Origin of the sequence: Chryseolinea sp. H1M3-3 (assembly GCF_029360725.1) — a bacterium.
Classification (GTDB): Bacteria; Bacteroidota; Bacteroidia; order Cytophagales; family Cyclobacteriaceae; genus Chryseolinea.
Genome location: NZ_JARKMY010000001.1, coordinates 1 through 20,036 on the forward strand (window position 1 = coordinate 1; position 20,036 = coordinate 20,036).

At 41.1% G+C, this 20,036-nt stretch carries 11 protein-coding genes; 1 reads left to right on the forward strand and 10 read right to left on the reverse strand.

What is annotated here, in order from left to right; genetic code table 11:
• Positions 1-131 precede the first annotated feature (131 nt).
• Both P2W71_RS00005 and P2W71_RS00010 read right to left on the reverse strand, forming a co-directional pair.
• A complete protein-coding gene (locus P2W71_RS00005) occupies positions 132-398 on the reverse strand; it encodes a hypothetical protein (protein WP_276365354.1) in 267 nt (88 codons plus the stop codon).
• Between the two features lie 675 nt (positions 399-1,073).
• Complete coding sequence (locus tag P2W71_RS00010; protein ID WP_276365356.1) at positions 1,074-1,727, reverse strand: hypothetical protein; 654 nt, start codon at positions 1,725-1,727, stop codon at positions 1,074-1,076.
• A 767-nt stretch (positions 1,728-2,494) separates the two neighbouring features.
• On the opposite strand from P2W71_RS00010, the gene P2W71_RS00015 reads away from it, so the two are divergent.
• On the forward strand, positions 2,495-3,052 hold the full coding sequence (locus P2W71_RS00015) for a DUF4375 domain-containing protein (protein WP_276365357.1): 558 nt from the start codon (positions 2,495-2,497) through the stop codon (positions 3,050-3,052).
• Between the two features lie 152 nt (positions 3,053-3,204).
• Here P2W71_RS00015 and P2W71_RS00020 read toward each other — a convergent pair whose 3' ends face one another.
• The 8 genes from P2W71_RS00020 to P2W71_RS00055 all read right to left on the reverse strand — a co-directional run bounded on the left by P2W71_RS00020 (position 3,205) and on the right by P2W71_RS00055 (position 19,930).
• Positions 3,205-4,839, reverse strand: a complete 1,635-nt coding sequence (locus tag P2W71_RS00020) for a gliding motility-associated C-terminal domain-containing protein (protein WP_276365358.1) — start codon at positions 4,837-4,839, stop codon at positions 3,205-3,207.
• A gap of 246 nt (positions 4,840-5,085) precedes the next feature.
• The gene (locus tag P2W71_RS00025) at positions 5,086-6,552 is read right to left on the reverse strand and encodes a hypothetical protein (protein WP_276365359.1); all 1,467 of its coding nucleotides are present in this window, start codon (positions 6,550-6,552) and stop codon (positions 5,086-5,088) included.
• A 53-nt stretch (positions 6,553-6,605) separates the two neighbouring features.
• Positions 6,606-7,094 carry a hypothetical protein gene (locus P2W71_RS00030; RefSeq protein WP_276365360.1) on the reverse strand — a complete coding sequence of 163 codons (489 nt, stop codon included), beginning with the start codon at positions 7,092-7,094 and terminating at the stop codon, positions 6,606-6,608.
• A 3-nt stretch (positions 7,095-7,097) separates the two neighbouring features.
• A complete protein-coding gene (locus P2W71_RS00035; protein ID WP_276365362.1) occupies positions 7,098-13,661 on the reverse strand; it encodes a DUF6443 domain-containing protein in 6,564 nt (2,187 codons plus the stop codon).
• Between the two features lie 375 nt (positions 13,662-14,036).
• Complete coding sequence (locus tag P2W71_RS00040; RefSeq protein ID WP_276365365.1) at positions 14,037-14,423, reverse strand: energy transducer TonB; 387 nt, start codon at positions 14,421-14,423, stop codon at positions 14,037-14,039.
• A 249-nt stretch (positions 14,424-14,672) separates the two neighbouring features.
• Complete coding sequence (locus tag P2W71_RS00045) at positions 14,673-18,194, reverse strand: hypothetical protein (protein ID WP_276365369.1); 3,522 nt, start codon at positions 18,192-18,194, stop codon at positions 14,673-14,675.
• Positions 18,195-18,673: 479 nt separating this feature from the next.
• Positions 18,674-19,141: a JAB domain-containing protein gene (locus tag P2W71_RS00050; protein WP_276365372.1), complete on the reverse strand. Its 468-nt coding sequence runs from the start codon at positions 19,139-19,141 to the stop codon at positions 18,674-18,676.
• Between the two features lie 216 nt (positions 19,142-19,357).
• The gene (locus P2W71_RS00055; protein ID WP_276365375.1) at positions 19,358-19,930 is read right to left on the reverse strand and encodes a hypothetical protein; all 573 of its coding nucleotides are present in this window, start codon (positions 19,928-19,930) and stop codon (positions 19,358-19,360) included.
• Positions 19,931-20,036: the final 106 nt, after the last annotated feature.

Sequence of the window (20,036 nt, forward strand, 5' to 3'; positions counted from 1 at the left end):
TGGCTGTGCGGTTGATTTTGCGCGGCCACTCGCGAAGCCCTTGACTTTTTTGGAGCGGTGGCTACCTTTGCCTGTGAGGAAGGAATGCCTGCTCAACTGTCAGATCAAGTCTTAGCTATTACAGTTTAAAACTATTTTTTCAGTAAAAATTTAATTAGTTCGTCCTGTTTTTTTCTTCTTTCCGGTGTAAATAGGTACTTAAGAAATTTCTTGATTTTTTCTTCATTGGTAAGATTGCAATATGCGGTAATAACTTCTTTAACCTGTTTATAATCGGTAAACTTAAATGATAAAAATTCCACTGTTTTTCCTTCCTTAATTGTTTGTTCAATTTTTTTTAGTTCGCCCACTGGATCTAAAGACTTACAAATATTTTCAGGTACTTTATAGGTTGCCATATATCGGGGGTTTTGGTTCGACAATAATTTATATTTTTTCCAGCCAATTGGGTATTTTTAGGACGTAGTACAATTGCACTATTTTATTAATCCACACGCCAATGCCTTGACTTCGTAGAATCATTGATGAAAATTATATCAATGCCATTATTTTCCTATGGCATAAAGGAGTCCCTAAATGTTGAATTCGAGTCGTAGTACCAATTGTACTAATGGCCGGGTTACCTAGACAAGATAATGATAATTGTACTCCTCTATTGTCTCCGTATGTTGGGGGTACTTTTTCAGAAAATCATTTTTTAAGTTTTTTATTAGATGCTCCTGTCCACCCGACACACTGAAATGTGTATGCGCAGTCTTTTCAATTAATTTTTTTTTGCAAAGCAACTGTCATTTTCAGTTAATTTATTTCTTTTTCTATATCCATATTAATTCGATTTTATTCCACTTTGCTCAATAAGAAAGATGATATTCGTACCAGTAAGATTTAATGCATATCGGGTTAATCCGTCATCAACATCCAGAGGAACTTGTCCTTGACCATGACCACCTACCTTATTTCTAATTGGTGCGACTCCACTTTCGATTAAATTTTGTAACGATGTAAACTGATTCTGAGTGTATGTCGGAACCAAGCCGTTATCGAAGCAAATTTTTATTAACTTCTTTGCAGGATCATTTTGGTCGGAAGGCCCAACCTTTTTCCTTACAAATAATCTTTAAAGTACTTTCAAATGCCTTGAGGCATTCATTAACGCATTCTTTATTCCTTCTATACCTATAATGTTCATGTGCTTTTAAGTATTCTTCATTTGCACCTGCGAAGGTTTTACTGCTTAAAAGGGTTAGGGTAGGTAATACAATTTCAGAGTGTGTATAGGTAGAATCCATCCTAATTATTTTATCCGAAATAAACTGGTATCCAATACCATGTTCCTTGAACCTGATGTTTAGTTCATCAATTGCATTGTCGGCAGTTATAGATGGTTTTCGGTCAAAGTTTGTTCGCCTAGTAACATTATTAATAAATTGGAATGCTAATTCAATTACATCCAAAGCCTGCTCATAGTTGCGCGTTATGCGGAAAAAAGTAGTAACATGCGTAGTACCGTTTCCTGAACCATTGACTAATGCTAAAACGCCATACTCTCGACATAAAACATGATTGACGTTCTGATACAGATGTACGTTTTTGCTTCCACAGCAATCATCTATGATATGCAAAATTTGGATTCTCAATGGTTCAGGAATATAGTCATACTGAAAAATTTCAGGAACCTCTCCTCTCAGCAGTTTTTGTCTTTTAGAATAGATGTCGTGGATGGGCATATTTAAATTTGATTATTAAGTAATCAAATTTATAAATCCGGGCGATGTTATGTTGTGCAAAAATCTGCAACTGACTAACGAGGTGCCTTGAAGTTTACGAAGTTTAGAAATTTTTAACTTTAATTTTTGGCTACAAATAGGCCTCAAATGGTGGGTACAATTTTTAAATACTGCGTTTGCAGAGTATTTTGGCCACATCCTTGGCTACAAAACATCGAAAAAGTAGCCTCGGCAGGGTGGAAAGTTTTTTCCGGCGGTTTCCTATCGTTTCCGTAAATCGTTAGCGTACTTGATTTTTCGTTGCCACGTCTTCCCAACGTTTCCTCCGAATATTGCCACCATTTTGCCACTTAATCATGGCTCGAACTCTCCGCTGCCACAAAATTGCCACACGAGTTGCCACAACTTAGCAAAATGCATTTCTAAATAGCCGTCCTTATATTAACCCTGCCAATAGTCTACAGGTAGAATGATAACCCAACGCCTGTGTGGTCAATGGAAAATTAACGTTGGTTTACACAAAACGCTGAAAATCATTTCCAGTCTGAAAACTTTCATTTGCTTCTGAATTAGGTGTGAGTGGAACGCATCGCTCACCGACTCTGTCCAATTGAGTTGAAGTGCGTCAATCTAAGCAACATTTAAAAGGTGACGCACCGAATTGAAAGTGTCCGGGGATTTGATTATTTTGCATGAATTCGGTTGTGTATCCTATCTTAGCGAATACGCCATATACATGACCGTTGTCCGGTAATATCCTTTGCACAATGACACAATCAAAAGCTACCATACTAATTTCTCTACTAATACTTGTTAGCTGCACAAGACAAGATCATGTATTAACTGTCGATAGTCTCAACAATTTAACGGATTACAATCTTGAACAGACTATAGTTGATGGTATTCGATCAAAAATGGACTCGCAATTCTCGAATGAGGCACACATTGTGAGAAATTTGTCTAAAGGACAACGGGCCATCTATGTGTCATCGATTTTAGAAAGTGAAGTTAGTAATGGAGGATTCAATCAATTTTATTTTAATTCAAGTGGACAATTTGCTGATTTGACAGAAGACGCATTTTCGACAATTGGCGCTCCGCAGTATGCTAACCTTGTAAGACGAGCGAATTTAATTTATGACTCCATAAAAGGCGACCTAAAAAAGTACGACGACGGGACAATAGAGAATTTTAGTAAATCGTATGACAACAACCCATTAAACGCCTTAGACTCTATTTTTTATGCATTGAATAGGAAAGAACCCTTGCATAAAATCAAAATCAAGTACATAAGAAATAACATACAGGAATTTGTAAATGAGTGAAAGTGTCCCAGTGACTATAAAATGTATCAGAAATGACATGAACCACAACATACTATCGGAACACGCACGATGTTGGCCGCGACATACTTACAGACGTCCAACACTTCACTTCAAGTTAAATTTTTATACAAAGGTTGAACAACCTTTGTACACTACCGAAGTAAACTGAACGGACCCTTAAATTCCTTACTCAAACATTTATTCACAAGCATGTAATAATAAGTACCACTTCCCAGACCTTCTCCATTCCAGCTGTTGTCGTACTTTTCGTTAAAGTAAACAAGCGACCCCCAACGGTTGTAAACGGATAGTTTGGATTCAAGCATCATGTCTGGGACTACAAAGAATTCATTCAAACGATCCCCATTTGCTGTAATAACATTTGGAAGTTTTATCTCTTCCTCGGCATACCCTATATTTTTACATCGGTCATATAGGGTGCAGTCTTTAATCGTCACCAATACAGTATCACTTTTAAAGCACTCGTTTTCAGTACCTACCCTTAGCGTATACTCGCCCGTTGTATGCACTTCAATGGTTGGTTCGCTGTCACCTGTGCTCCACTGATAATTATCATAGTCGTGGCCTGCATTTAATGCAACCGGACCCGCGCAGGCAACGGTATCCTTTCCCAGATCTAGGTGATTCATATGACAGCCAAGGGAGTCCATCTTCAAGAGAAATATATTGAAGTTTCCATCATCAAAATGCTCGTTTTCATTAACGATGACTTGGCCCACGGTTATAAAATTTCCATCCTCTGCGTTGATGATGTCCCATCCAGTGCTTTCGATTGGACTAAGGGAATATTTTTTTTGCCATAGCACTTCAACATCTGAAGATAAGCGCCAAAAGTATAACTGATAAAGGGGATAAGGAGGATTGTTCGAGGGTTCTATAGAAAAACCTGTTATCATGTATCCACCGGATGGGATTTCAACCATAGTTCTCGGGTACCCTTCTACGCTACGGCGCAGCATTTTCTCCCAAATTATTCCACCACCCTTATTAATTTTCACAATTCGGTGGTCGACATATTCAAAATCGCTTTCGTAGCACATAAAAATGTAATTCCCATCTTGGGTTTCAATCATATCCGTAGGGTGATCTTGGTGCGCCCAGTCAAAAACCTTCCTCCAAATTTCGTTTCCATTCGAATCGATCTTAAATACTAGAACGTTTTCGTTGTCGGTAAGCCATGAATATTCATTGCCGATTACGATATATCCGCCATCATCCAACTGAAAAATCTTCGTCGGCCGCTCACTTAAATCCATGCTGCCATATAATTTTGCCCACAACACAACGCCGCTAAGATCTGTCTTAATCAAAATGATATCATTTAGCAGGCTTTTATATTGCAGAATTTCTCCGGCCACAATCAGATTTCCATCTAAAGTAAGGTCCATGCTCTCCGCCTTACGCAACGTATCAATATCGATCCGATACGACTCGGCGTTCCCATCGTCATCTAACCTGTACAAGCTTACGTCATCTCCACTTCCTAGAACCAAATAGGAGTTATTTTTTATTTTAGTAATCAAAGTACTGGGTCGAATGTTGAAAGTGGGATTTCCAAGATGCCTCTCCCATATTTTTTCCCCCTTCTCATCAACCTTCATTATTAAGTTGTATGATCCCACAGTGTCAGCATAAACACCTGCTATCAAATAATTATCATCACTAGATTCAATGATATTTTGAACTTTTTCGAAGCTCCACTCAGTATCATATACTTTAAGGAAAGTACCTTGTGCCGATGCAGACCAGTTAAACGAACTGGACATTAAAACAATTATAAGCGGTAGATGCTTCACTATTGGGATATTTTTTCAAACTAAAAAATTTCACCGTGCATCCGAATATTTATCTTATTAAAGTGAAAACGAGCGAGAGATCACTGATTTAATCAGATATGGATGATAGCACTTAATAAAATAGTTTCTACTCTTTCTCGAATTCTGCCAAGTCAGCAAAGGAACTCTCCGCTGTGAATATCCTGCTTCAAAAAAAATTTATTAGCGATAAAGGGCTCAAGTATTTTTTTTCCGTGCAGGATTCTTTTTCACGGGAAATTCAAACCCAAACCTTGCATTGACCACATCAGCGTAGGGACTTTTGCGGTGAGGGTCAAACAATCGGCACATGATCATGGTCGAACCTTTAATCTTTTTCATAAACTTGTATTCCTTCTTAATTCCCGCAAACACTCCCCACACCCATTCGCGATTGCCGAGGTCTTGAGCAGTCCTTCTTAGAGGTGAAGGAACAAATGAGTTCATGGTTTCAACTTCAATTCGCGCAGAGAACCCTCTTGCGACCTTGTATTCACTGAACGCGCGGGGACCATAAATACGTACATCCTTTGAAGTCCAGTTATTCCAGTGGGTGCTATATCCTATCCGTTGGTTCCAGCCTCCTCCGGCCGAAAGGCGCGTTGTAAATCTGTACGCCATGTATGCATTTAAATCAACGAGAAGGTCACCATTCCTTTTTTGAAGCTGAAAGGCAACACCTGGAACTATTCGTTCAGTAAAAGGTTTACTCTTCATTTCATTGGGCCGTTTCTTTGGGAGATCATTCAGACTTGTTACTGTTGGGAACTTGTTTTTGTATTTTGAGATGGACTCCATTGCTCTATTCAATTGTTCTTGCTTGCCGGCAAAATGTTCGACGGCTTGTTCCTTCACCTCGCTCACCACTCGTTGCCTTAGTTGCTCCTGGTCTTGCAGAGTACCTGCCATTTTTGGGACGTCATTTGCCTGGGATATTTCTTTTTCCACATCGGCGATAGCCGAAATATTCGTTGCTTGGGTCTCAGCAAGTTTTCCAACATCATCCGTGTCAGTCGGAAGCCGACCTATCTCCGACTGGACTTGATTGACTTGATCTCCAACATTCGCTAAGCCGTCCACGCCGACAGAAGGTGCATTCACATTGGGCAAATTCAAACCACCTAATTCTTGGCCACTCAAAGGATTCTTGATTGTTGGAACATCGAAGTCCATAGGGTTTTGAAATGATGTTAGTAAATCAGTGTTTGGCAATGATACATTAAGCATATCCACGGTCGATGTAAGTTGCCCAGCTTTTCCTGACAAAGCAGGAGGCAACTGCAGTGAATTCACTTTTTGATAAACGTCTGACCTTAGTTTCTCAACTTGGAATGTTACGGCTGCTATTTTTTCGTTCTTGAATTTTCCAATACTATCGAGCTTGTGCGTAAGTTTCGTTGTTGGTAAGTTAAACGTCCTAAGACTGTCGATTTGGTAATTCAGTCTAATAATTTTATCATCGGCCACCGACACAATAGAATCGTATGAATTTTTTAAAGAGTGGTATCGAATAGCTGCTGACGTGTGAATAGAATCCAGTTTTTCGTTAGCCTTTTTTGTAAGAGTATCTACCGATGAGACAGATGTAATTAAACTATCGATGGACTGGGCGGATACCGGTAAAGTGAGCAAGGTCAGAACGATTAGGGTTAAACGAGACACCATACGGCCAAATTGACTATAATTTGTTATAGAATTCTGAAGTGACTGTTTTCCCTCTACCATCTGGCCAAACCATCTGGCATCCCGTCGTCCTCAAAATAAGCAACGATTTTTTTCCTATCGAAAGAAGTAAACAGCACATCAATTTTCATCAAGAATTTAGTAAAGAATTCATGGATCGAATTTGCCACCACAATATCCGTAGACGTATCCTCATCAATGAACCAAACTTTCCGACTTTTATTTGGATGAATATCTACCATGAACCTTTTGCCAAGGCCCCTCATAAAATTTAACCTATTCTCCTCCAACTCATGTGGAGGAATAAGAAGACCAATTTTTTTGTTCGAAATGCTTACTAAAACATAGTTCAAAAAAGCAAGGCCATCCGAAAAAGAATACAATTCCTTTAGTTCACTATCAATTTCACACTGCAAATAATTCTCAAACTCTGTAAATACATCACTTCGCACCGGACGATAAGTATCTATCAACTGGGGATATCTTTCTTTCAAGTTCTTAATTGCAACAATCACGTCTTGCATAAATCAATATTTTTTTATTCCATCTAGATTATTCGCAATTTCGCTAATAATCTGATCAATCTCCCTAACTAGCTCCGAAACCTGTTTTTGAGTCGGGTTTGGAAATCTTGCTTTGAACGCTGTCCATACATTGCTGACTTTGTAATGAAGCTTAGTTGGTAAAGCCACTAGGTTAGATAAATTATCGACGGCATCATGGCCAAATAGATCGCGATAGTCTCGAGGTATTCGATGATGGACTTGCATTAACCCTGTTCTATAAAATCTGGCAAACTTAGGGTAGGCCTTCACAAATGCCTCTCGCCACATGCCCGGCGCGAATATTGCTGCTTCTGACTGAACATTTGGAGCAGGCATCAAATCTTGGGGCATCATGAACTCTAAATCACCTTTATACAAATCAAAAAGCAAATTAAATAACTCCGTACCGGTAGAGTTTGTCATACCAAAAGATAGAACTCTCACCAAATCATTTTGGACATATATAACGTAGGTGCATGTAGCTAAATCAATCCTGCCAATAAATGAATTGCCAAGGCTCTCCTGAAAATCAAATGCTTTATTGAGATACCCCTTCGCCATAAGATCGTTGTACTTTCTCGCGAACCAGCTCCTAGGACTCTTAAAACCCAATTGCTCATCACGAAGTCGATTGTTCATAAAATCCTCAGCATCTTTGCCCGTATAAATTGTGCTGCTATCGGTTTCTATCACATCCGTTCCAAATATATCTACTAGGTTGACTGGGTTGTTCAACGCATAACTGTATGGTGAATATTCTTGAAATTTTCCCGAAAGTGCATCAACGGCGCCCCACCTGCCAATTTCCGGCATATACATTCTGGCTCCGTAATCGAGCCAATTGAGATTCAACTCGTCTTGCAACTCTTTTCCATTGTAATTATAATCCTGCGCGGTTGTATTTTCTCTCGTGTAGCTATTGAATGTTAGGCCAAACGGATAATAGTCCGCCGTGCTCACAATAGGTGAAGGAGTGTGCGAAAAAGAGACATCATCATAATAAACATCTACATAGAAAGGGTGCTCATTACTCAGAAAAATGTAAGCATAGCCAGGCACCGGGGCGGTTGCTGTAATTGTAAGTTGATCATGAGGTGGCTGCTTTACAGTTGGACTCGTTTGCGCTCCAGGAGGATTATTGACCTGATCCCAGGATGCATTTATTAAATTATAGTTCCTGTCAAAGAACAGTATAGTAACGAATGCCTTGGGCGCCTCTTCAGTATCTCCCGGGTGATCGCCCCCTGGCACTGTGGCAGCGTAGCTATTGAATCCATTGTATAACTTTAACTGGTCACCAACCGAACCAGATGAAACTCCAAACGCTCCAGCCAACGCCGTGAGAAATGAGGTCGCGTTTCCAGTTGACCCGAGGTTCATGTATTTGCACCAGGCACTAGCAGTGATCTGATCTCCTGGCATTACTGCAATAGATTTGGCCAACCCAACACGACCACTAGCCCCTCCGTTCAGCCATTGTACTTTTTGATAGGTGGTTCCGGCATCCGTATGATCCACCAGATCATAGGTCGTACTCGAATAGTTGATAAAATTACTTTGTTCGGATGTCTGTGTACCTGTTTCAAAAGTTGCAGTATAAGATTGAGTTGTTGGTGTCGCTGTTGTAAAAGTGACCCTGATGTTGCCAAGATGGTCTTTAAGATGATATTGATACTCAGCATTTGTGAAGCTGATCAGTTGGGTAATTTCAAATTCATTCAAGTAGAAGATTTCTCCGTTCGCTGCTATCGCATTCCAGGTCAGGCCGACTTGCATGGGCAAATTTGAGCCTCCAGCGGGAATGGTAATGATTTGTTCAACCCAGGATTCCGTTGTTGCACTTTGAGGTAGTGCAGCACCCGGCCAATTGAGGTCTACATTATTTACTTTTATAGAAATATATACTGGATTGGTTGTCCTGTATCCCTTTGCCCTGATTCGGTATCGATAACCAGGCTGAACTGTTACTGTTCCGCCAATTGCGGAAATTCCAGATCGAGCTGTTCCATTTGACGTCACGCTTACGTAATTCTCGCCATTGGACGGACTTGAATAGGTGGCGAGGTTCGCGTTGATGGAGGACATGTTTGAATAACTGTCACCAGCGTCTCTGACAATCAACTTTGTCGTCCCCTTGGTAGCGCGACCTTCCTCATGACTAATAAATTGCTGAAAATCATTCTCATAAACAAATTCGCCTACATAGTCAGTCCGTTTTGACGAAGACCCGGCGTTAGCAATTTGTGCCAACTTATTCCCCAATGCGTCGTAAATGTATCGAATAGAATTTCCTCCTTTCGTCACTGTCTCTGGCAGGTTGAGATGGTTATACGTTATTATATTAATATTATCCGACACGTCAGTTCCAATTCCTTTATTGATGTCCCGTGTCATATTCCCGTTTGCATCGTACGTGTACTCAGTAGCATTTGCCGGGCTACCGTCGTAAAATCCTTTTGATTTGGTTCCCACGGGAGCTGAGTCGGTGATGTACAATAGTCTATTGCTAGAACCCGCACCGTAATCATAAGTGAGGTTATCAATCAGTACTGCACCATCACCATTCCGGAGAAGTTTGGTTATGTTGCCATTCAAGTCATATTGGAGTCCCCCCTCATCAAATTGTCCTATTAACCAGGTACCAATTGTCTGCGCTTGCCTGTGCGTAGCCGTTAGAAGTCGACTCATCTTATCATATCTGTACTTGTAGGCCATTTCCTTGATCGGTCCGAATCCCTGGTTCACACTCCACTTAATTGATGAAATATTTCCATTGTAAAGCAAGTCAGCCGCTAGAACACCTGTTCCTATGTTGTCATTGTATCCTAGATTCATTCCAAAAAAATCACCTGTGTCATCGTTATTTGTGTCTTGGGTCAATTCAGCATTATTAATTGATGAAAGCGCGCCTCGAATGTTGTATCGATAGTCTACACTTTGTTTCGCATCAGTAGCTTGCGATGCAAAACTATGCAGCTTTTTGTCAATAAGTTGACCGAGTTCATTATATACATTATATACAAGTCTGACTTCAGTTTGTGAATTGATTCTATGCCAGGTTTCAAGCAACCTATTACCATGATCATAGATGTACCGCCGAGTAATATTATCGAATGATGTTCGTATTCCTTTTAGTGTCGCCCCAGTTGAATATAGGGACGCGTCGACCATTAGTGCCGTATTTGATGGAACTGTTGACGTATAGATTAATCCACCATTTTTGTAATACTTTACCGCAGTTCCGATTCTCTCTATTTTAAGTGCATCACCAGTAGCGATAGCTACGGCTGTTCCTCGGGCTGTTCCATTTTCATAAGCTCTTGCGTTCGCGCCGTTTAAGTAAATGGCGTAGTCGAGAGAGGTATAGCTCGCATCGGTATCTGCATCCGAAAACCCGATCATCCGATTGGTGGTAGTTTCAGATACTTTGACTTCTACCCAACCGTTAACCCCTTGAGGCAATTGTTGCCTGGAAACTGCGCCAGCATTCCATGTATTGTTTGCCCCGGCGTTTTTTGTCATCGTGTTTCCACTGACAGCAACGTTAACAAAATTTTTCCATGCCAGATGGTTCGTTTTTGCCATTAGCAGTTTCCCTGTAAAGTCATACAAACTTGTAGATCTGTCCTGCCCACCAGTCACATTATCCGTGACATTTTGAATAACGTTATTCTTTTGGTCGTAATAGCTGACGGTGTTTAGCCAGTTTGCACCACCCACTACTCCGCCGTCCAGTACCTTCACCTTAGTCCCTGTTACGTGCCCGGTCACTTGCAAATTTTCCGATACAGGCTGCGTATATGCTCCTGAATTAAGTGATTCATTTGAGTAGTTGTAATTGCCGGACATCAAAGAACGAAATGCATAATTATCATAATAAGTGACGCTCAAATAGTTATTTACATTTGTTTCCTGAGGAAAGGATTTGTTGTCGTAACCATGAATGTTTCCTACGACACTACCGATGTAACTTTCAGACCACGCCTTCGCGCTTGTCAAATTACCATAATACGTATCTACATCCAATTGCATCGTAGAAGGTGAACTGGCGCTAATATAAGTACCGGTCATCACAGGCCTGTTAATGGCATCATATTTTGTAAAACTCCAATACTTAGTTCCGCCAGCCCTTTGATTGGCGTCCTGTGTCATTATCAATCGATCTCTCTTATCATATATCATGTAAACCGCACCAACTCCAGGTACCTGCTTTTCAATCATCCTCTTCCTGCCATCGTATTTATATTGAAAAGCGAAATTGGAAAGGTCTGTTGCCGTTACAACATATGTATCCGCACCAGCATGCAATTTCTTTGACAACTCAGGCTGAAAAACAAACCGAAGATTGTTGAAGTCATCATATATATAATACGTTAATGCCCAATCGGTAATGGTGTTTAAATTGGTCCCCGCGCCCGCTGCCTGTACTTTTTTCAAAATCACCTGGCCTTTTTTATTAGTATACGCCCTTGTAATATTTCCCTGTTCATCAACCATATGCTCAACGGCCAATTGACCGTCCGCATAATATCCTCCTGTAAGAATGTACCCAGAAGTTACGGCAGATCTGACCGGAAGTCCCGAAACATTAACTATCCACGAAATCACTTTCTCTTTACCTGCAACAGGATTTATGTTGGCGTCATGTAGGTTCGTCAGGTATAGATGCTGAACAAATTTATTTTTTTGTGTCGAACTCCAGTCGTAACCGGGTCCGTATTCTTTACTAGGTCGTTTCAGCGGTGAAGCCTCAAATACGGTTTCGGAAAACGGACGGGAGTCATCGGCGATTTCGTAATTGCTGTCTAACTGGTAAAATGGCAAAGCAATACCCTGGTATGCTCCGTTTTGAAAAACGCCACTTATGTTGGCGATGATGTTTTCAACCGGCTTATAATATCCGGTGCTCTCCCCTGTTGCTGTAAACGGTAGATACTTATTTGATTGTCTCCCATACTTATCATAAACGATGGGATAGACAAGATCCAGACTAGAAGGAGAACCCTGCGTGATAACATTTTCCATCGGTCGTCCTAAACCATCAAAATATTTAATGGTTTCATTTCTTTGACCAATGCTAAGAGGCGGAATATCGGTTTCTAATTTCTTACCTGGAGTGTTTACGGTTGTTTCCCTAATGTAATTATAGTTATTGTCTAATGGAGTGACAGTCACTGTAGCATCGGCATACGCCGTTTCGCCGGAGTTATCAGTTACAATAATTCGAAAAATATAGACTCCGGCTACGGTCAAACCTGTAGCGGTCAAGGTGGCTGTTGTTGTATTCGTCAGAACAGCCGTAACAGGTCCGGACAATTGCGACCATAGGTAACTGTCAATCGACCCGTCCGGGTCTGAAGCCGTCGCTAAAATTGACGCACTCGTTGTAGGTAGCGTAATTGTCTGATTAGATACGATAACGGTAGGTGCAGTATTTCTCGTCAATACTAGAGAAGCGCTAGTCTTAGTACAACCGCTCAATGTAACGTCCACGGTATACGTTCCGGAGGTGTTTGTTGTGTATACGGGACCCGTAGCACCAGGCAACGCAACGCCATTCAATTTCCAAACATAGCTGTAGCCAATACCGATTGGGGACGCCTTAATGTTGATAGATTCATTCGAAAAAATCGCTTTTGATCCTGAAGGTGTCAGTCCTACGGTAGTTAACACTGGCCCCACCGTGGTACTGCCATCGGCTGTGGTACTTGTAAGACAGGAGCCGTTTACCGAACAAGTTACTGATACGGTACTTGTTGAATTAATTACTGCAGTGTATGTACTCGAGTTGGTCCCAACGGGAGCGCCATTAAGCTTCCAACTGTAATTGGTTATGCTGTACCCGGATTGTGTTGGGGTGGCTGTAAAAGTTACTGAACTTCCCGCACAAAAGTTAGCAGGTGACGCGTCAACCAACATCGACGGTGTTATCGGATTTGTAACAGAAGATACTGTTATTTCATTTGATGTCGCTGGATTGCCAGAAACGCAGGTCTGATTGGAGGTCACTACACATTTCACTTTTACGCCGTCTGCGAAGGCTGCTGAGGGTGCGTATACACTAGGAAATCCCGACTGATTATCTGTAGCCACGTTTGGTCCTCTATACCACGTATAAGTCGGGTTTGATCCTCCATTTGACACTGAAGCACTAAAACTTCCAACACCATTACAAAACGGCATCGGAGAAGAAATGATATTAACACTAACCGGGCTCGGCGAGGTTAACGACATTGTTATTGCGTTGCTCGTTGCCGCCTGTTGGGTCACACATGGTAGGCTGGTGGTCATTACGCAGGTAACCTGCTGACCGTTCGTCAAGGCACTTGTGACATACGTTGCGCTGTTGGTTGAACCAGGCGCAGGATTTCCATTCACTTTCCAACTGTAGTATGGAGTTCCTCCATTTGTGGGGACAGCTTGAAATGTAATAGCTGTTCCAACACAAACGTTATTTGGATTGCCAGTGATGGATACTGACGGCGTCACTGCATTTGCTATGTTCAAGGACGGGGAATAAGCACTTCCGCTGTAAGGCGGATACATACAATCAGAATAGTTTGCCGTCACGAATGCGTTTGAATATGCGCTGTTCCACTTTACTGTTATTGAACTTGAATTTTGCGTTATGACAGTGTAATTACCTCCGCTGACATTCCAGTATACGGAATTGCATGATGGTCCCGAGAAAACAAAAGTTAATTGCACCCCGACGCATGGGGCACCATTAACATGTTGAACCATTTGAGCATTCCCCCTAAAAAAAACGCAAACGGAAATCGCAACGATTAACATTAAGCACCTCAACAACTTTGTTGTGTGGCGGAGAAGGAAGTTTCTAAAAAAATCGGGAACAACTGTTTTTTTCATGAGAACGATTGGGTAAGGGTTTAGATCACGGCGAATCGGAGAATGAAAATTCTATGGAAAAATAAACTCGACTGGAAAACTTATCTTTTGCTTAATCGCAGCACCCGTTTTGGCGGAACCAGCTTTCCATTTCGGCGCTCTTCGAATTACTCTGAGCGCCTCAGCATCACACGATGGTGTAAGCCCTTTCTGAATTTTTACGGACTCTGAAATTATTGCTCCGTCTTCACCGATTATAAACTCGACATAAACAAAACCACTGACGCTATCTTTTTTAGCATCGGCTGGATACTTCACATTCGTTTTAAGATATTCATAGAATTTGTCGGCTCCAGTCTCAAACTGCGCAAACTTATCAACAACCACGTCTCTCGTTTGAGCGAGGGCATGTGAACAAAATGCGAGTGATATGTAAATGATTAGAATGCTGCGTTTCATAGAAGTATGTTATTTGCAAGAGTCGTCTTAAATTTGTTTTGAGAATAAATGCCACATAAAAACTACGCTGCGTGATAAGATTGCGCTCATTTCTCAATTCGTTCTTTATTATAGCTGCTAGCGCTTCCCAGCAGGATCACGTTAGTAGCATAGTAAAGATGTTGGTGTCGCTAATGAAAATATTCCAACGCGGAGCTCGAATCCTTCCGTGCTCATTTGAATTCTTCTTAGGTACCATTGAGGGTTTCCTTACTGCTTTTTATAGTTGTACTTATACAGCGTTAGGACATCGTTGTTCTGATCGCGAATTAGTTTTAGTCGGTTGAATGAATCGTATTCATAATAAGTTGGCATGCTGTTGAAATCGCTCTTCGATTTGGCTCCCACTAGCGGGTCGTATGTGTAGGTGTTTACTTGCGCATCCGCAGGATGAATCCTTACGTCATCAATCGCCTCACCATCGGTAAGAGTAGTTGGCTGAGTGTAATCACGCAATCCTGAGAAATACCATACAGTACCAATCCTGTACCAGAAGCTTACCTTGTAGGGCTTTGAATTGGGAGGTGTAAAAGGCGCTGCAAAATCTCCGTCTCGATGTCTTACACCTGAGTGAGGGAGGCCCGTGATAGTACCCGTCTCGGACTCAAAGTCGAAAACGGCCGCTTCATTATCTCTTGCATTAGTGATTTGTGCGATGGGCTCTGTACTTGAATATCCCCACTTGTACGATGTCACGTAATCATTGACTTTTTCATTTTCAATAGTATTCCCTACGCTATTGTAATTGAGAATTATCCTGGGTTCAATCTCAGTATTATACTGATAGCCGTTGATTACATCCACGTTGAGATCACACCAACCATAATAGTAGGTGTTCTCATACCCCCCGCTTGGCCGGTACTCCAACGTAATTGTATAACTCCCAGGCAGTAAATTGAGCGGCTTACTAAAATCAATCGAATAGACATCATTGATTGTGCTTCCTACGACTGTAAACGATTCAAAAAACTCCGACGACGGACCGTTAATTGTAATGCGAAAATTCCCGTGATATGGGGACGCGTTTTCCAAGTGCATTGTTAAGGAAGCTTCGATGGTTCCCAAATTCGGAATTGTGAATGGAGTGGTCGCCAATAGTTGGCAACATTCATCAACAACTAAATGTTGAGTTTGCGTTGAAACGACATTACGTCTTTTAAAATAGAAGGTGCTTAGATCCGGTAAGCTGGTTGAGTTGAGTTGGTAAATTTTCCAGGGCTTTGCAATTTTCGTATAAAACTCTTTGAATTCATAATACTCGCCTCCAACTATCCGTTTCGTTGCTCCAAGATCCTGGTAGGTAATCTTTTCAATCATTGGCGCAATAATATTTAGCTCCTTTAATCTTGATATTTCAGACGGACTTTCCGCGGCAGTAAAATCCAAAGGATATTTATACCGATTTACCAATTTGATACCATCGCTACCTGTGGCTTTCTCTTCCTTTAATTGGTTGTTTATTGTATAGGTATAATCTATAACACTTGTAACTGGGTTTGCTCCGCTTTGATTATATTCCTTAACGGTCTTCTTAATTACGTATGGGCAAAAAGTAAAATCGGAGTAGGCCGCCTGAACCCTGTACAAATCGAACCATCTGTAAAACAATGCCCTAGTGTTATTAGCGTCGTATTGGTTGGGTGGCTGATAATTGTACTGGTAAGATATGTCGCTAAGAATGGCTTTTGCCTCATTATACGTCGTCTCGCTGAGTAAATTTCCTCTCGTGTAAGCCAGGCTATTAAAGGGTAGGAAACTCTTCGAGTTATTAGTAAGTAAGGGAGTGTAATATGCGTCTTTGTCGCGGTAATTAGGGTCGTTAGAATTAGTAAATTTTGATACTTTGTAGCCGTTTCCAACTTCAATTTCCGTAACCTCAGAATATGTGATGTGACTTCCATTCGTGTAACTCATAGGTTGTACAATATGATCGTAGAAAGATCCATATTGTTCATTTCCAAAATCCCAAAGTTCCGTATACCGGGGTTCTCCGGCCAATATTCCGCTGGACAAAGTACCTCCGCCAATATAGTTGGTAATGTACTTGTATATTTTTTCAGCTACGATTCTACCATCACTGTCTCTGTTCCTGGTTGATGATATCCGAACGCCCCCTGTAAGCAAGTTTTGTCCTTTATTGTCGATTGCAAATGGACTCTTGGTAACAACCGATGAGTAAGAGTGTGGTTCATAGTCAAACTCAGTGGAGCCGCCGGTGGGGTACGTGATTTTTTTCAAAATACCGGCCTGCATTTTAGGAGCATTCGCAGGTGTAACATTGCGGGTCGTGATGATGTCTGCCGCCGCATTATAATAACTTGTTCCGCCAATGTAGTATCCCCAATGATCGATCATTCCGGAATTATAGGTTGGTAGAGGTTGGGTGTCATAGTAAAACTCGTACCTCTTTACGCCTCCGCTACCGTCGATTTCTTCCAGCTTATCTAAACGAAGTCTTGTCGTAGGACTCCCTGCATAAATAAAATTGAAACGGTTTTTAATCTCATTTTTCAGGTTGTACACCGTTATATTATCCAACTTTTGCCGAATTGAACCGCTGAAACCTGGTCCCATACCGGGAGTCGTGTAAAGATCTAGCTCAATAGCGTCATAATAAAGTTGAGTCGATACGGATCGATTGAATTTAATGCGACCATTGTCTGCTGTTGGGGCCATTGTCGCGTGCCTCATCGTTATCTGATCGAGGTACGACGGGTATATAAGGTTCACATTGTAACCGTTGAGCAAACTGGTAGACGATTGGATCACCTGATAGCAAGGCGGTCCAAAGGGAAACAATGAACTACACGGTGCATAGTTGTAATCGTACCTAGAGGACGTTTTAGTCATGAATTTTGTCATTTGGTAAATTCCTGTGCCCCGCACGTATGTCAAAACAATCTCCCATCCGCTTGGCGAAATGACCTTTGTGAGATTCCACGTTGTCGGAATTAAGTTCATTTGATGATTACCACTTTGGCTCTTGGTTGCATTTACGCTAAATTCAATCGCGGTCGGATCACTGTTAATTGGAGTATTGCCAAAGATGTATTCGACACCATCTTCCGTCGTTATTGAAAAAGTCTCATAGTATCGGGCAATGATATAAGCATTTCCAAAAAAACCCGGCTGAGACTGTGCCGAGGTTTGAGCAATTTTCAGCTTCATGGGCGATTGAGATTGTACAACCCATACCCCATTGTGATTCAAGTAAAATGTACCAGAGTACCCACCAAAATTGAAAGAAAACTGGTCGGCTTCATAATCGTTGTTTAGATGAAAAAGGTCAGTCAACATGTCAATCTTCGAAGCTGACGTCCAATCCGACTGCGCAAAAACCGGCCGCCATGTAAGAAAGGAGGGATTTGGCCCGTTGTTTAAGTTCTCATCGTATAGATTGTTTCCCCTTGAAATCCTTGTAATACTGCCTCCGGTCGCGAGATCCCACCCGAAGCCTATCCAGCCTGGAGGATGATCCGGTTTAACTAAAGAGGTATGATAAGCAAGTGAAATTGGGATGCTGAGGTCTCCGCTTTTCGCCGTGTAAACAGGTATGTTAATATTTGGAACTCCTGTAAACCCACTTACCGGTATTTCACCAAAGGTACCCAGGCTTGCAGCATTCGGAGACGGCATGGCAACCATCGGTGTCTGCGAATAGCCATATAGTGAATACAAACTGACAACCAATGCCACCGAGGCTATCCTCACGCGATACAGATTTCCTTTCATTGTTAAAAGATTAAGAATGGATCGAAAACAAAATTTATTGACTTACAATTTTCACAAGCATTAACACCACAACTGATCAACAAAGCATGGTTTGCACTCCGCCCAACAAACACACAAGGTGCCATCATCATCAATGCGCAAGCTATCAAACATCGCAATGGCTATACGCGAGACACGGCTGCATACATGTATACCAAGTATGCTTGCTGGCAAATCACACAAGTCTACTAGTACACAGCCCCGTTATGGCCGCTGTTAATTTCAGAAAATGGTTGTCAAAAATTTTTAAAGGAATTCGAAAGGAAGAAGTCTAAATCTAACGCACAAAATAATAGCACATAACTTCCGCCTCATCGATGAATCTAATTTAGAAGAATGTTTTTAAGACGCAAATTGAAAGTCAATTTTTTTTTTCAAGTCTCAGTTTCATCACTCAATCACCGAAGAAAATTTGAAAAGGTAAGTGCAATTTGAAAGGGCTACAAGAGCCCTTCATCAGCGAATGAGAAATATGCTTCGCTGGTAATGATGATGTGATCCAAGACTTGAATGTCTAAGAGGTTACCGCCATCTTTTAATTTCTTAGTAAGCTTTATATCAGCATCACTTGCCCGCAATGAACCTGATGGGTGATTATGTACCAAGATAATTCCACTTGCAGCGGCTTTGAGCGCACATCCGAATATTAACTTTGGATCAGCAACAGTGCCAGCAATTCCTCCTTGAGAAACGGTGAAGATTCCAATAACTTTGTTGTAACGGTTAAGGAGCATCATCTTGAATTCTTCCTGAAGTTCAATAACGTCATCATTCCAATATTGCCGAAAAATATTTTCAGCATCTCTTGACGATGAAATCTTTGGACGTAACGAAGATTTAACTTTGGACTTGTACGAGAGCTGAATCTCGGATACTTCGAATAATGTTTTTTCATTTGTGCTTTCCATAATCATAAGAATTAAATTATGGTGTACCTCAAACGAAGGGTGGAAGGGTTGTCAAAAGGAAACGAAATAAATTTGAAAAAACACAAAGCCGAAGGCTCATTGAATTTTATGCCGTAGTCTTTTGACAAGACTCAGCATTTGCCACCCGGAGTAGGTTAGCGCCAGAATTTAAGTCTGATGTGGAAAGCCATGAGTCCAAGTTCGGAAGTCAAGATATTAGCTGGCTTGCTTAGTCAATTCGTCTGAAGCTTCTCGATCGAAGTGAACACCTTTTAAATCTAATTCTTCCATTATGGAGTTCTTAAATTCTAGCTTATCGATCAAGTGTTTATGACGGCTATCAAAAATTTTAAAGAGATCGTCCCATGTCAAAGCATAAATTTCGTAGTTCCGTACAGCTTCGACAAGAAATCGCTTTCCCTTTGCTTTATGAGACTCGTACTTATCACGGATAAAAGAATCAACTTCTTTACCGAGAAGAATGAATTTCCATTTTCTTAATTGGCTATTGAACCCAGGCTCCTCAATAATGAACCTCAAATAGTCCTCCACTTGATTATACTGTTTTTTACCAATAACAACCGAAGGACGCTTTAATTCTACAATTACATTTTCCTCTATTGTGTATTCATTATCAGTTGGGTCCGGTTCGCTAGACTGTCGACAAATAAAAATATCTGGACGTTTGAGCTTATTCTTGCTTTCGAGCTTCTTCGGGATCTTCTCACCTTTTTCTAAGAAATAGAGGTAGTTCTGTAATAGAATTTCGAAATTTTGATCAGCGGACACTAAGTGATACTGCTCTCCGAATAACCAATAATTATTCTCAACGACCTTCTGTATATGATCGCGCTCATTTGTAATGTTTTAATGAGTGTAAACTCATTTACAAATC

What these genes read in the sequence shown, in the direction of transcription:
- P2W71_RS00005 (WP_276365354.1), bottom strand. Translation starts at nt 398, where the DNA reads ATGGCAACCTATAAAGTACCTGAAAATATTTGTAAGTCTTTAGATCCA.
- P2W71_RS00010 (WP_276365356.1), bottom strand. Translation starts at nt 1,727, where the DNA reads ATGCCCATCCACGACATCTATTCTAAAAGACAAAAACTGCTGAGAGGA.
- P2W71_RS00015 (WP_276365357.1), top strand. Translation starts at nt 2,495, where the DNA reads ATGACACAATCAAAAGCTACCATACTAATTTCTCTACTAATACTTGTT.
- P2W71_RS00020 (WP_276365358.1), bottom strand. Translation starts at nt 4,839, where the DNA reads ATGTCCAGTTCGTTTAACTGGTCTGCATCGGCACAAGGTACTTTCCTT.
- P2W71_RS00025 (WP_276365359.1), bottom strand. Translation starts at nt 6,552, where the DNA reads ATGGTGTCTCGTTTAACCCTAATCGTTCTGACCTTGCTCACTTTACCG.
- P2W71_RS00030 (WP_276365360.1), bottom strand. Translation starts at nt 7,094, where the DNA reads ATGCAAGACGTGATTGTTGCAATTAAGAACTTGAAAGAAAGATATCCC.
- P2W71_RS00035 (WP_276365362.1), bottom strand. Translation starts at nt 13,661, where the DNA reads ATGTATCCGCCTTACAGCGGAAGTGCTTATTCCCCGTCCTTGAACATA.
- P2W71_RS00040 (WP_276365365.1), bottom strand. Translation starts at nt 14,423, where the DNA reads ATGAAACGCAGCATTCTAATCATTTACATATCACTCGCATTTTGTTCA.
- P2W71_RS00045 (WP_276365369.1), bottom strand. Translation starts at nt 18,194, where the DNA reads ATGAAAGGAAATCTGTATCGCGTGAGGATAGCCTCGGTGGCATTGGTT.
- P2W71_RS00050 (WP_276365372.1), bottom strand. Translation starts at nt 19,141, where the DNA reads ATGGAAAGCACAAATGAAAAAACATTATTCGAAGTATCCGAGATTCAG.